10 protein-coding genes are annotated in these 13,508 nt (G+C 72.8%); 5 read left to right on the forward strand and 5 right to left on the reverse strand.

Annotation, left to right across the window (positions count from 1 at the left end):
• Positions 1-146: 146 nt before the first annotated feature.
• Entirely contained in the window at positions 147-1,427 is a 1,281-nt protein-coding gene (locus V1633_RS34420; protein ID WP_331218480.1) for an ABC transporter substrate-binding protein, read from the reverse strand.
• A gap of 549 nt (positions 1,428-1,976) precedes the next feature.
• On the opposite strand from V1633_RS34420, the gene V1633_RS34425 reads away from it, so the two are divergent.
• Positions 1,977-4,937 (forward strand): M36 family metallopeptidase, encoded by a 2,961-nt coding sequence (locus V1633_RS34425; RefSeq protein ID WP_331218481.1) that lies wholly within the window; start codon positions 1,977-1,979, stop codon positions 4,935-4,937.
• A 90-nt stretch (positions 4,938-5,027) separates the two neighbouring features.
• On the opposite strand, the gene V1633_RS34430 is transcribed toward V1633_RS34425, so the two are convergent.
• Positions 5,028-5,975, reverse strand: coding sequence for a hypothetical protein (locus V1633_RS34430; RefSeq protein WP_407952161.1), 948 nt, complete (start codon positions 5,973-5,975; stop codon positions 5,028-5,030).
• Positions 5,976-6,226: 251 nt separating this feature from the next.
• Between V1633_RS34430 and V1633_RS34435 the strand changes: the two genes are divergently transcribed.
• Positions 6,227-6,922 (forward strand): class I SAM-dependent methyltransferase, encoded by a 696-nt coding sequence (locus tag V1633_RS34435; protein WP_331218483.1) that lies wholly within the window; start codon positions 6,227-6,229, stop codon positions 6,920-6,922.
• Positions 6,923-6,931: 9 nt separating this feature from the next.
• Positions 6,932-8,095: a cytochrome P450 gene (locus tag V1633_RS34440; RefSeq protein WP_331218484.1), complete on the forward strand. Its 1,164-nt coding sequence runs from the start codon at positions 6,932-6,934 to the stop codon at positions 8,093-8,095.
• Positions 8,096-8,137: 42 nt separating this feature from the next.
• Here the strand turns inward: V1633_RS34440 and V1633_RS34445 are convergent, their stop codons facing one another.
• The gene (locus V1633_RS34445) at positions 8,138-8,677 is read right to left on the reverse strand and encodes a signal peptidase II (RefSeq protein WP_331218485.1); all 540 of its coding nucleotides are present in this window, start codon (positions 8,675-8,677) and stop codon (positions 8,138-8,140) included.
• 236 nt (positions 8,678-8,913) lie between these two features.
• Here V1633_RS34445 and V1633_RS34450 point away from each other — a divergent pair, with 236 nt between their 5' ends.
• Both V1633_RS34450 and V1633_RS34455 read left to right on the forward strand, forming a co-directional pair.
• Entirely contained in the window at positions 8,914-9,867 is a 954-nt protein-coding gene (locus V1633_RS34450) for an ATP-binding cassette domain-containing protein (RefSeq protein ID WP_331218486.1), read from the forward strand.
• Entirely contained in the window at positions 9,864-10,742 is an 879-nt protein-coding gene (locus V1633_RS34455) for an ABC transporter permease (RefSeq protein ID WP_331218487.1), read from the forward strand. The genes V1633_RS34450 and V1633_RS34455 overlap by 4 nt, the downstream gene beginning before the upstream one ends.
• A gap of 108 nt (positions 10,743-10,850) precedes the next feature.
• Here V1633_RS34455 and V1633_RS34460 read toward each other — a convergent pair whose 3' ends face one another.
• Together V1633_RS34460 and V1633_RS34465 are read right to left on the reverse strand one after the other, a co-directional pair.
• Positions 10,851-11,486 (reverse strand): response regulator, encoded by a 636-nt coding sequence (locus V1633_RS34460; RefSeq protein WP_456238653.1) that lies wholly within the window; start codon positions 11,484-11,486, stop codon positions 10,851-10,853.
• Positions 11,487-11,574: 88 nt separating this feature from the next.
• The gene (locus V1633_RS34465; protein ID WP_331218489.1) at positions 11,575-13,491 is read right to left on the reverse strand and encodes a sensor histidine kinase; all 1,917 of its coding nucleotides are present in this window, start codon (positions 13,489-13,491) and stop codon (positions 11,575-11,577) included.
• Positions 13,492-13,508: the final 17 nt, after the last annotated feature.

Consider the following 13,508-nt stretch of genomic DNA (forward strand, 5'->3'; position numbering starts at 1 on the left):
GGTGGGGGTGGGGGGGGGGGGGCCCCCCGCGGGGGGCCCCCCCCCCCGTCGTCGCGGCACCGGCCGTCGGCACCGTGGCCCGACCGTCCCGACCCGACCGACCGCACACGGCAGGGCCGGGATCCGGGCGCGCCACGGCGCCAACCTCAGCCGAGCTGGCTGGCAGCCTCGGCGATGACCCGCTTGGCACCCTCGGCGGCCGGGATGCGGCCGAAGATGACCTCGTCGTAGACCCGCTGGAACTCGGCCTTGACCGCGCCGCCGCCCTTCGGCTGGGCCGGCGGGGTGGGCAGCAGCAGGCTCGCCACCGAGCTCTCGAACTCGTACACCTTCTTGTCGTTCTCGGTCAGGCTCGGCGCGATCGCGTCCCGGACCTTGGCGTTGGCGGGCATACCCCGGGCGACGCCCTGCGCCTTGCCGGCCTCGACGTCGTTGACCAGGAAGTCGACCAGCATCGCGGCCTCCTTCGGGTGCTCGCTGCGCTGGGCCACGCTGTACGCCATCGACATCGAGGCGATCATGCCCCGCTTGGCGGTGTCGCTGGGCATCGGCGCGATGGCCAGCGGTGCGCCGTACGCGCCGACCAGGCCGGTGTAGCTGGAGTCGTAGTTGACCTCGCCGACGACGCCCTTCTTGATCAGCGACGAGTTCTGGATCGAGCCGTCGAGCTGGGTGGTCAGCGCCGCCGGGGCGAGTGCGCCCGCGTCACGCATCTGGCCGGTCATCGTCCAGAAGGCGGTCAGGTCGGCCTCGGTGAAGCCGAGCTTGCCGTCGTCGGTGTAGATCGCCTTGTCCCGTTGGCGCAGCCAGATGTCGAACCAGTCGATCGCGAAGCCGAAGTCGCCGAAGCCGGCCACCTTGCCCCCGTTGGCCTGGCTGATCTTCTGCCCGGCGGCCTGCATGTCGGCCCAGGTCCAGGTCGGGGTCGGCGCGGCGACACCGGCCTTCTCCCACAGCGCCGGGTCGTAGACGATGCCCTGGGTGTTCTGGGCGATCGGGACGGCGTACGTCGCGTCGCCGACCTTGCCGGCCGGCAGCAGGGTCTGGGTCAGGTCGGCGACCTTCAGGGTGCCGTCCTCGACGTACTCGGTGAGGTCGCGCAGCGCGTTGCGTTCGGCGTACTCACGCAGGTAGGCGCGGTCCATCTGCACCACGTCCGGGGCGTCGCCGCCGGCGATCTGGGTGGAGAGCTTCTGGAAGTACGCGTCGAAGGCCCCGAACGAGGTGTTCACCTTGATGTTCGGGTGCTTCTGCTCGAACAGGTCGATGGCCGCCTCGGTGACCTTCGCCCGGTCGTCATTGCCCCACCAGGTGAAATCGAGGGTTACCGTGCCGTCCGAGCCGCCGTCGTCGCCGCCGCAGGCGGCCAGCGGCAGCACGAGCAGCGCGGCCGCGGCGAGGGTGGCGACCCGCGCTGCGCGGGGCATGCGCCGGGTGTGCACCATGGAGGTTCTCCTTCCCGGGGCGCCCAGGTCCGACCGTCGTCACGGCGGATCGGCGGGACGTCTGGAGTGCCGGTAAGCGCTTACCCAGGACGGGCAGGGATCGCGCTCGCCGCCGGGGAACTCGCCGACGTCGACGTGGACCTGGTCGCGGTGTGGGGTGTGTATGTCGATGCTGTCAGTTGCGGGGATGAAACGATTTAACTAGTCCGGACGGTAGGGGGGCGCCCGCCGGTTGTCAAGGGACCGGGACCTCCCCCCACCAGGGGTTCCGCTGCCGCCCAGCGACCCTCCCGACCGGACCACCCCCCGTCGTCGCGCCCCCGGAAATCCCGACCGGTCCGCGATCACTTCTTGCTTTCCGCTCCCACCTGCTGATATCCACGTATCTACACGCGCTCATGATCCATCTTCGGGCCGGGCCGACCCCGGTCGGCTCCGCCGTACCCGCATCACGGACCACCCCGGTCCGCGAGCGCTCCGTCCCTCCCCGCTCACCCCCGTTCCCCGTACCCGAAGTCCAAGGAGGACCCCTTGCCACGATCCGGGTGGAGATCACCGCTCCGGAGCCGACGACGGCTCGTACCGGCGTTCACCGCGGCCGTACTGGCCGCCGCGCTGCTGCCCGTCGCCACCTCGGCGAGCGCGGCACCAACCGGCCCCACCGGACCGGTCACACCGGCGGAAGAACCCGAGTCGTACGGCGGCAGCCACGCCCACCGGGACGTCGACAACCGGGGCGGCGCGGCCGCCCCGGACGCCCGGCAGCGCGGACTGGCCAGGCAACTGGCCGGCACCGTCCGCTGGAACGCGCTCGGCACCCCGCACGCGCTGACCGCCACCGACGGCCCGCTCGCCAGCGGGCTGGACGCCGACCCGGAGACGGCGGCCCGGCAGTACCTGAGCGCCAACCGGGACCTCTTCGGGCTGGACCCGGAGGCGGTGGCCGGCCTGGAACGACTGCTGGTCCGACAGATCGGCACCGGCGCCGTGGTCACCCTGCGGCAGCGCTTCGGCGACCTGCCAGCCGGCCACGACGGCCTGGTCAGCATCGCGGTCAGCGACGGCAGGGTGCTCAACGTCAGCTCCTCGCTCTCCCGGTACACCGGGGCGCCGAGTCCGGTCACCATCTCGGCGGAGCAGGCGTACGCGGCCGCGCTCGCCGACGCCGGGCTGACCGCGGCACAGGTCACCCGGCACGAGACGCGCCAGGTGGCCGTCCCGGTCCCGGACGGTCCGGCCCGGGCCGCCTGGGAGGTCACCCTGATCTCCGCCGACAGCGCGCACCCGACCGCGTTCACCACCTTCGTCGACGGCGAGCACAGCAGCGTCCTGGTCCGGGAGGACCTCGTCGACTTCGACTCGGACAACCCGCAGTGGGCGGTCTTCCCGGCCACCCCGCCGAGCCGGGTGAAGCCCGGCCGGGAGGATTCCCGGGTGCGCTGGTGCCTGACCTGGGAGCGCGGCTGCGAGCGTACGGTGAAGGACCCGGTCAGCGGGCAGGCCTGGGACGTCGACCTGGCCACCGGCGAGCCGACGCTCACCTCGCGGGGCAACTCGGCCAACACGGTCGTCTCCTGGGGCGCGAACACCCCGGTCGTACCCGCGCCGACCAGCGAGACCCGGGACTACGTCTACCCGTTCAGCGACCCGTGGCGGACCTCGAAGTGTGACCCGGCGGTCTTCAGCTCCGCCCACCGCAACGACGCGGACGCCGCGATCGCCAACCTGTTCGCGATGCACAACCGGATGCACGACTGGACGTACCACCTGGGCTTCACCGAGTCGTCGTGGAACCTGCAGGCGGTCAACCTGAGCGGGCAGGGCCTCGGTGGCGACGCCGAGCAGGGTCGCGCCCAGCAGGGCGCGCTCAGCGGCAACCGGAACAACGCCAACCAGGGCACCCCGCGCGACGGCCTGCCGCCGACCACCAACATGTACCTGTGGCAGCCGGCCGCGGGTGGGCCGTACCCGCCCTGTGTGGACGGCGACTACGACATGACGGTGATCGGGCACGAGTACATGCACGCGGTGACCAACCGCATGATCGGCGGCCCGGACAGCGGCATCAGCGGCCACCAGGGCGGCGCGATGGGCGAGTCCTGGGGCGACCTGATGGGTGCCGAGTACCTCTTCCAGCACAACCTGCGGGCACCCGGCGAGACCCCGTTCATCACCGGCGGCTACGTCACCGGCAACCTGGTCAGTGGCATCCGCAACTACGACCTCAGCCGCAGCCCGCTGAACTACTCGGACATCGGCTACAACACGGCCGGTCCGGCGGTGCACGCCGACGGGGAGATCTGGGGCGCGACCAACTGGCGGGTCCGGTCCGCGCTGGTCGAGCGGTACGGCCTCGGCACCCCGTCCCGACAGCTCGACTGCGCCAACGGGAAGGTGCCGGTGGAGAGGTGCCCGGGCAACCGGCGCTGGTCGCAGCTGGTCTTCGACTCGTACCTGCTCCAGGCGGCCAGCTCGGTCAGCATGATCGACATGCGGGACAACATGCTCGCCGCCGACCAGCTCCGGTTCGGCGGACGCAACGCCGACATCATCTGGCGGGCCTTCGCCGAGTCCGGCCTCGGTCGGGACGCCGTGACCAACGGCGCGGCGGACACCGACCCGACCCCGAGCTTCGCCTCCCCGCACGGTCGCAACGTCACCGTCACGCTGCGCCCCGAGGGCGAGAGCGCGGCCGCGCCGGTCCGGCTCTACCTCGGCGAGTACGAGGCCCGGGCGGTACCGGTCGCGGACACCGACCCGGCGACACCGCTGCCGGACACCTTCGAGGTGGTCCCGGGCACGAGGTTCTCCTTCGTGGCGGTGGCGCCCGGGTTCGGGCACACCCGGTTCAGCAGGGAGTTCAAGGTGGGCAAGGGCCGGCACGGCGACCAGCCCCAGAAGCTGGAGCTGGAACTGCGTCGCAACCTCGCCTCCGGTGCCTCCGGGGCGGCGGTGACCGGTGACGGCGTCAACCTCGACCAGGTTGTCGACGACACCGAGGCGACCAACTGGGCGTCCCTGGACGGGGTGGCCGGCAAGCGGATCACCGTCGACCTCGCCGGGGACCGGCCGCAGACCGTCCGGCGGGTGAACGTCAGCGGGTACCTGCGTCCGTCGGTCACCACCGGCCCGGACACCGGTTCGCAGAACGCCCTCTCCGCGTTGCGGTCGTTCGCCGTACTGGCCTGCGACTCGACCCGGCGGGACTGCACCGACGACGCGAACTACCGGCGGGTCTACACCAGCAGGTCGGACGCGTTCCCCGGTGGGGCGTACCGGGCGTACTCCCGGGACATCAACCTCCGGTCGTTCGACATCCCGACCACGGTCGCCACCCACCTTCGGCTGGAGGTGCTGACCAGCCAGTGCACCGGTGGGCCGAACTACGCCGGTGAGCAGGACAACGACCCGGCGACCAGCACCGACTGCACCACCGCGAGCCCGGCCCGTAACCAGGTGCGGGTCGCGGAGTTCCAGGCGTTCGGCCGGTAACCGCCGGTTCCGCCGCACAGCGCCACGCCGCCGTCCGTCCCGGGTCGTCCGCCCGGGTCGGGCGGCGGTGCGCTGTCCGAAGTGGTCGGTTCACCAGTCGGGGAGATGGGCGGCGCGGCGCCGTCCCGTCGTCCGGGGCGGGTAGCCGGACCGGCCGCGCCGCGCCGGCGGTACCGGTTCCGGCACGGTCTCCCTGTTCCGGCTGAGTACCCGCAGCAGCAGCCCGACCCCGAGGAAGAGCAGCACGCCACCGACGGCGAAGCCGACCTGGACCGGCCCGATCCGGTCCGGCCCGGTGACCGCGCCGGCCCGGTCGGCACCCCGGGCGTCCCCGTCCCGGGGGGTGTCCGCTCCGGCCAGCCCGGCCGCACCCTCGGCCGGTTCCTCCGACCCGGTGTCGTCACCGGGCGTCGCTTCGGCCTCCTCGGCCGGCCCGGTGGCGGTCGGTGTCGCGGGGGTCGGCCGGGCGGAACGGGACGGGGTCGGTGCCGCTTTCGACGGTTTCGGGGTGGCCCGGCCGCCGCGAGCGGCCCGGGCGCCGGTCACCTCCCGGGTGGCACCCGCCTGGTCGAGCAGCCGCCCCTGTGCGTCGTACGCCTCGACGGTGAGGCTGATCCGGCCCTCCGGCGCGTCCCCGGCGACCGCGATCCGGTACTGGGCGGTGACGGTCCGGTCCCGGCAGAGGGTGCCCGGGTCCAGGTTCCGGTCGGTCAGCCGGGCGCTGTCGCCACCGGCCCGGACCGCCGTCGGAAAGGATCCGGTCTCCTCGACCCGGTCGACTCCGACCTGGTCGAGTCGCAGGCCGGACACCTGGAGCAGCAGCGCCCAACGAACCTTGCGGCAGCCGTCGTCGAGGGTGGTCGACACGACCGCGGTGACGGTACGGATGTCGCCGCCGGCCGGGAAGGCGTCCGGCACCGCCGTCAGCACGGTACGGAACCCGGGCGCCGCCGCGGCCGGCACGGCCGGCAGCAGCGTCAGGCCCACGGTCGCACCGGCCAGTACGAGCCCGAGCCGGAACACACCGCACCGCCGCATCGCCACCACCGCCTCGTCGTCGCCGGATCTCGTCGGTCGGGTCCGCCGGACGCCTGACGGACGGCACACCGACGAATCTGTGCGGAACCGACGCTATGGGCGCCGGCCGGGTGGCGGAAGAGTGGCGTATAGGCACCTTTCAGCAATCAATGGGGCAGAATTCACGGACAGTGGTGAACCGGTTACCGACACGTCGCGACACGCCGCCCCGGCACCGGACCCGGGTGTCCCGCCGGGCACAATCTGCGGTTGTGTCGGAGAGCGTCGCTGAATTCGTCCGGGCCTACGCCGGGCTCGCCCCGGTCGCGGCGGTACCCGAGATCCGCCTGCACCAGGCGGCCGAGCCGATCGGGCTGTGGGAGCTGACCGAGGGCGAGTTCCGCAGCGAGCAGCCGCCGCCGTTCTGGGCCTTCGCCTGGGCCGGCGGCCAGGCCCTGGCCCGGTACCTCCTCGACCACCCGGAGACGGTCAGTGGCCGTCGGGTGCTCGACCTGGCGTCCGGCTCCGGCCTGGTCGCGGTCGCCGCCGCCCGGGCCGGTGCCGCCCAGGTCCGGGCGGTCGACGTCGACCCGACCGCGGTCGCCGCGATCGAGGTGAACGCCCGGGCCAACGGGGTGGTCGTGGAGACCCGACTCGGCGACATCCTCGACGACGACGCCGGAGACGCCGAGGTGGTGCTGGCCGGCGACGTCTTCTACAGCCAGGCGATGGCCAACCGGATGCTCCGGTTCCTGCTCCGGGCCGCCCGGGACGGTGGCGCCCGGGTGCTGGTCGGCGACCCGGAACGGGCGTACCTGCCCCGGTCCCGGTTCCGTCGGCTGGACGGCTACGACATCCCGGTCTCGCCCGCCCTGGAGAGCGTCCGGGTCAAGCACGGCACGGTCTGGGAGTTGATCTCCGCCACCCCGGGGCCGGGGCGTACCGACCCGGATCCGCGTACTGACTAGCGTGGTGGCGTGCTGTTTCGCAGTTGGCAGGAGCCGGTCGAGCAGACCTGGCCGGACGTCGTCACCGTGCCCGACCACCTCGGGGTCGACCACCTGGTGGTGACCCGGCACGCCCTGGTCCGCCAGGTGCTCGCCGACCCCGACACGTTCCGCCCGGACAACGCGCTGGACGCGGTCACCCCGATCCCGGTCGCCTCGCTGCGGGTACTCGCCGGACACGGTTTCCGACTGCCGCCGACCCTGGCCAACAACGGCGGAGCCAGCCACCCGGAGATCCGGGGCATCGTCGCCGACGCCCTGCATCCGCACCGGGTCGCCGCACTGCGCCCCTGGCTGACCACCCTGGTCCGCGAGCGGGTCGACCGGCTGCGCGCCGCGCTCGACGCCGGCCACCCCGTCGACCTGTACGCCGATCTCGCGGCCGACCTGCCGCTGCTCGTGCTGGCCCGACTCGTCGACCTGCCGGAGGCGCCCGCCGCCACCGTCAAGGAGTTCACCCGGGCCGCCCTCGAACTGTTCTGGGCCCCGGTCGACACCGGACGGCAGCGTGCGCTGGCCGACACCGTCGGGCGGTTCCACGCCGTACTGCGGGAGTTCGCCGGGACCGGGGACGGGATGGTCGGCCGGCTACGGACCGCCGGGCACCCGCCGGAGGTGGTCGTCGGCGCGCTGTTCTTCCTGCTGGTCGCCGGCCAGGAGACCACCTCGCAGTTCCTCACCCTGCTGCTGCACCGGCTCACCCGGGAACCGGCGGTGCTCGCCGGGCTGCGCGACGGCACGGTCGGGGTCGAGGACGTGGTGGAGGAGGGGCTGCGCCTGGAACCGCCGATCGTCACCTGGCGCCGGGTGGCGGTCCGGGACACCACGTTGGCCGGCACCGCCGTACCGGAGGGAGCCAGCCTGGTGCTCTGGCTGGCCCGCGCCGGTCGCGACCCGGCGGTGGTGGCCGCGCCGGAGGAGTTCGCTCCCGGTCAGCGCGGTTCGCGGCGGCACCTGGCGTTCGGGGCCGGCGCGCACCGCTGCGTCGGTGCCCAACTGTCCCGGTTGGAGGCGGCGGTGGTGGTGGCGGAAACCGCGCCGCTGCTCACCGACGTCGCGGTACGGCGTGCCCCCTGGTGCCCGGACAATCTCTCGTTCCGGATGCCGGACGCGTTTGTGGTGGCCCGCCGCTGAGCCGTCACCCGGACCGGACCAGCCCCGGGCCGGCAGCCGGGTTCAGTGCTCGCCGCGCCGGCCGTCCAGGTCGATGCCGCGCAGGTAGAGCAGGACGATCAGCACACCACCGACCACCAGGCAGATGTCAGCGACGTTCCCGACAAAAAACCCGGCGTAGTCGATGAAGTCGACAACGTGTCCCCGGGCGAAACCGGGTTCCCGGAACAACCGGTCCGACAGGTGGGTCGTGGCGCCGCCCAGCATCAGGCCGAGGGCGAGCGCCCAGGCGCGGGAGCGCACCCGCCAGGCGGCCCGGGTGATCGCGACGACGGCCACCGCCGCGATGATCGCGAAGACCCAGGTGTGCCCGGTGCCGATCGAGAAGGCCGCCCCCGGGTTGTAGAGCAGCCGCAGGCTGAGCAGGTCACCGAGGACCTCGCGGGACCGGCCGCCGGAGAGCGCCGAGGTGGCCCAGAACTTCGTGAGCTGGTCGACCACGACGATCAGGAGCGCCAGGACGACGATCCGGGGAAACCATCGGGTACGTCCCACCGCGGTCGTCTCCTCCGGAGTCGACGAATCCGCCTCGACCTGCTGCATGACACGCTCCTCCAGCACCGCGCCGTCCACGGACCGGACCAAGCGTACGACCCCCGGCGGGTGCGGGCCGTGATCCACCCCCCGCGATTGCGACACCGTGCCCGTTACCGCCCGAGCGGGTTGACGAAAGTGGGGCCGGGTGGCCGTCGATCGTCCGCTGCGCCGCCCCACCCCGGATTCCTAGCGTCGGGGACGGCCGGATGACCGGATTCCGGACGAGTGCCCGGAAGGGATTCATGATCACGTTAACCGAACTCACCAAACGCTTCGGCACGACAACCGCGGTCGACGCGCTGACCCTGGAGATCGCGCCGGGCCGGGTAACCGGCTTCCTCGGGCCGAACGGGGCGGGCAAGTCCACCACGATGCGGATGATCCTCGGCCTGGACCGGCCGGACTCCGGAACCGCGCTGGTCGACGGGCGGCCGTACCTGACGCTGCGGCACCCGCTCCGGGTGGTCGGCGCGCTGCTCGACGCCCGGGCCGTGCATCCGGGGCGGAGCGCCCGGGCCCACCTGACCGCGATGGCCCGCAGCAACGGCATCCCGACCGGCCGGGTGGACGAGGTGCTGGCCACCGTCGGCCTGACCGAGGTCGCCGGCAGACGGGCCGGCTCCTTCTCCCTCGGCATGGGACAGCGGCTCGGCATCGCCGGCGCACTGCTCGGTGATCCCGGGGTGCTGATCTTCGACGAGCCGGTGAACGGCCTCGACCCGGACGGGGTGCGGTGGATCCGCGAGCTGATGCGGTCGCTGGCCGCCGAGGGACGTACCGTCTTCGTCTCCAGTCACCTGATGAGCGAGGTGCAGCTCACCGCCGACCAGCTCGTGGTGATCGGCCGCGGCCGGCTGATCACCGACGCGCCGATCGCCGAGGTGATCGCGGCCAGCTCGCTGACCGCCGTCCGGGTCCTCAGCCCGGAGCCGGCCGCGCTCGGCCGACTCCGGGACCGGCTGGTCGCCCGACGCCGCACCGTCGAGCCGGTCGGCGTGGACGAACTCGTGGTCACCGGTACGACCGTCGCCGAGGTCGGCGACCTGGCCCACGAACTCGGCGTACGGCTGCACGGGCTGAGCGTCCGGGAGGCCTCCCTGGAACAGGCCTACCTCGAACTCACCGACAACAGCCTGCAGTTCACCGGCTCCCCCGTCGGCGCCGCCACCCACCCGACCCGGATCGAGGCCCGATGAGCACGCCGACCGCCCGTACCACGCACCGCCCGGACTTTCCGGGACGGCCGGACTTTCCGGGACGGCCGGACTTTCCGGGACGGCCGGACTCCGCGGGGGCCCGGCACCCCGGGGGTGGACTGCCCGGTGCGATCGCCAGCGAGTGGACCAAACTGTGGTCGGTCCGCTCGGTGTGGTGGTGTCTGCTCTCCAGCGTCGTACTGATGGCCGCGACCGCCGGTCAGCTCGCCATCTACGTGCAGAACAGCAACACCAACCCCGAACCGGTCGACGACCGTGGCGTGGTCGCGATCGGCCGGATGGCGATCGACGCCGTCGAACTGACCCAGTTCGCGGTGCTCGCGCTCGCCCTGCTCGTCATCACCAGCGAGTACGGCACCGGGATGATCCGCAACACCCTGCAGTGGACGCCGTCCCGGTGGCGCCTGCTGCTGGCCAAGACCACGGTCGTCGCCGGGGTCACCTTCGCCGTCGGCACCCTGCTGGGTGTGCTCGGTGCCGTGGTCGCCGCGCCGGTGCTCGGTGAGTGGGGACGGTTCGAGGGGCCCGAAGCGGTCGGTGACGCGCTCGGCGTCGGGGCGTACCTGGCGCTGGTCAGCGTCTTCACCCTGGGCCTCGGCGCGGCGTTGCGGGGACCGGTCGGCACCCTGGTCGCGGTCTTCCTGACGCTGATGGTGGTGCCGACCATGCTGCGGCTGCCGGACCTGGCGGTGTTCAACACCATCGCCGACGTACTGCCCGGCAGCGCCGGACTGCACTTCCTGCGCGGCGACACCGACCCGTACCCGCCGGCCGTCGGTCTGCTCCTGCTCACCGGATGGGCGGGCGCGACCCTGATCGCCGGCCACACGGTGCTCCGCCGCCGCGACGCCTGAGGAGTAAGGAAGGGCCCCTTCCTATCGCTTTCCGCATATGAGGGGCCCCTTCTTAACCACTCCCCCGGTCACCGCTCCCGCGCGCCGAGCCGGGGTGCCCGACCGACGTCAGGCGGAGGCGTTGTCGTCCCCGGTCAGGCCGGCCTCGTACGCGATGATCGCCGCCTGCACCCGGTTGCGTACCCCCAACCTGGTGAAGATGCTGCTGAGATAGCTCTTCACGGTGCCCTCCACCAGAAAGAGCCGCCGACCGATCTCGGCGTTGGAGAGTCCGGCGCCGACCAGCGTCAGCACCTCGCGCTCCCGGTCGGTGAGCGCCTCGATCCGCTCCCGGGCGGCCGGGCCCCGGGCCAGCAGTCCGCCACCGAGCTCGATCACCCGCCGGGCGACCTGCGGCGACAGGTACGCCGCACCGTCCGCCACCGCCCGCACCCCGGCGATCAGCTCCCGCGGGTCACCCGACTTGAGCAGGAAACCCGCCATGCCCTCGCCGAGCGCCCGGGCGATGTAGTCGTCCTCGCCGAAGGTGGTGAGCATGATCACCGCCGTCTCCGGTACGAGTCGACGGATCTGCGCACCGGCCGCGAGTCCGTCGAGCCGGGGCATCCGGATGTCCAACAGCGCGACCCGGGGCCGGTGGGACCGGACCAGTTCCACCGCCTGGTGCCCGTCGGCCGCCTCCGCCACCACCTCGATCTCCGGGTCGGTGGCGAGGATGGCCCGTACCCCGGCCCGGATCATCATCTCGTCGTCGGCCAGTAGGACCGGAATCACCGTCGTACCCTGCCCATCCCCGTACGCGGATCGTCCGCCCCGGTCACGGCGTCCCGGCTCAGCCGGGTACGCGGTCCTTGGTCACCAGTCGCCCGTCGAGGAAGCAGAGTCGGTAGACGATCCGCCCCGTCGGGAAACTGCCGTCCGTGTAGTGCTCGCAGACCGCCCCGGCCGGCACGTGTTCCCCGGCTGGTTGGGCGGGTGGGGTGATCTGCCGCCGGGGCAGCTCGTCGCGCAGTTCGGCGCGCGGTTGCCCGAGGCGCATCCGGTCGAACTCGGCCGAGTCCAGCACGGCACCCATGGTCGCGATCGGATAGTACGCCAGGGTCAGGCCGGCGGCGATCACCGCCGGCACCGCGACCACCGCCAGCAGGCTGCGTCGCACCTGCCGACGTGCCCGCCGGAGCCCCTGCGTCGCCCCGGTGAGGGACGGGGACGCCGAAGCGACGCCCGGGTCCCGCTCCCAACCGGACAGCTCCCCGACACCGTCGGCGGCGGTGCCCGGCACATGCGGCAAATCCACCGTGACCTCGAAGCCGCCGGCCGCCGGTCCCGCCCGCAACGTCCCGCCGGCCAGGCGCACCCATTCCCGCAGACCGAGCAGCCCGGTCCCACTGCCGGGGGTCACCGGCAGCGGGCCGGCGGGCGGCAGGTCGTTCACCACCCGCAGCAGCGTCCGGTCCGGGGCGGTGCCGAGCCGTACGGTCACGGCGGCACCGGGCGCGTGCCGGTTCGCGTTGGTCAGCGCCTCCTGCACGACCCGGTAGACGGTCCGATCGACCAGCGGCGGTACGCCGGCCGGCAACCGCACCTCCACCCCGGTCGACGGCCCGGCCACGGTGCCGTTCCCCGATTCCCGGTCGGACGGCGGGAGGGCCTCCTGGCCCGGATCGAGGGGCGACCCCGGGCACTCACGTTCCGGAGTGACCGGCTGCGGAGCAGCCCGTTCCGAAAGCCTCCGCCCCGCAGCCACCACCTGCGGCTCGGCCCGCTCCGAAAGGTTCCGTCCCGCACCGACCGGCTGCCAAGCCACCTGCTCCGAAAGGTCCCGTCCCGCACCTACCGCATGCGGACCGGCCCGTTCCGAAAGGTCCCGTCCCGCACCTACCGCATCCGGACCGATCAGCAGCCGTACCGACATGCCGGCGGCGCGAGACCGCTCGACGAGTTCGGCGATCCCCTCGCCCACCGGGCGGGTGGGCGCCGGCTCGGCGTCCTCCCGGAGCACGCCGATCACCTGCCGCAGCCGCTCGGTGGCCAGCGTGACGCTGGTCCGCACCTCACCGGCGGCCCGCCGGTGCCGCTCGTCGAGATCCGCGGCGAGTTCCAGCGCACCGGCCCGGAGTGCGATCAGACTCAGGTCGTGCCCGAGCGAGTCGTGGATGTCCTGGGCGATCCGCGCCCGCTCCCGCATCCGGATCCGCTCCGCGACACCGCGTTGCTCCCGCTCCAGCAGCTCCGCCTGTTCCCAGCCGGCGAGCACCAGTGCCTGATGCTGACGCCGGTAGCGCCCGAGCAGCCAGGGCAGAACTCCCCCGAACACCAACGTGGTGGCCAGGAAATACCACATCTCGGCATCGCTGCGAAGCGGTCCGAGGTTCAGGAGCGTGCCGCCGAGGGCGATCGCGCCGAACGTGAACGCCGCCGGACCGGCCCTGGACATCCGCCGACCCACCAGGTAGCTCATCACCGGGATGGCGAAGACGAAGTTGCCGTCGACGAGGGTCGACACAATGACGATGACCAGGGAGAACAGCGGTGCCCGGCGACCCGCCAGCACCGCGACGGCCATCACCAGCAGTCCACCGCCCAGCCGGACAGCCGTCCACGACCCGTACGGCGGAGACAGCAGCGCCCAACCGATCGGCGCGCACAGCACGGCCCAGAGGAACGTGTCCAGGAGCAGGTCGCGCCGCTCGCGTACCAGCTCCAAAACGCGACGACGCCGGGCGGTGCTCCCCAGCCTGGCCAGCATCCGGCCAGGTTACCCAG

This window comes from Plantactinospora sonchi, from assembly GCF_036422035.1.
In the GTDB taxonomy this organism is placed as follows: Bacteria; Actinomycetota; Actinomycetes; order Mycobacteriales; family Micromonosporaceae; genus Plantactinospora; species Plantactinospora sonchi.

What these genes read in the sequence shown, in the direction of transcription:
- V1633_RS34420 (WP_331218480.1), bottom strand. Translation starts at nt 1,427, where the DNA reads ATGCCCCGCGCAGCGCGGGTCGCCACCCTCGCCGCGGCCGCGCTGCTC.
- V1633_RS34430 (WP_407952161.1), bottom strand. Translation starts at nt 5,975, where the DNA reads ATGCGGCGGTGCGGTGTGTTCCGGCTCGGGCTCGTACTGGCCGGTGCG.
- V1633_RS34445 (WP_331218485.1), bottom strand. Translation starts at nt 8,677, where the DNA reads ATGCAGCAGGTCGAGGCGGATTCGTCGACTCCGGAGGAGACGACCGCG.
- V1633_RS34450 (WP_331218486.1), top strand. Translation starts at nt 8,914, where the DNA reads ATGATCACGTTAACCGAACTCACCAAACGCTTCGGCACGACAACCGCG.
- V1633_RS34455 (WP_331218487.1), top strand. Translation starts at nt 9,864, where the DNA reads ATGAGCACGCCGACCGCCCGTACCACGCACCGCCCGGACTTTCCGGGA.
- V1633_RS34460 (WP_456238653.1), bottom strand. Translation starts at nt 11,486, where the DNA reads ATGATGATCCGGGCCGGGGTACGGGCCATCCTCGCCACCGACCCGGAG.
- V1633_RS34465 (WP_331218489.1), bottom strand. Translation starts at nt 13,491, where the DNA reads ATGCTGGCCAGGCTGGGGAGCACCGCCCGGCGTCGTCGCGTTTTGGAG.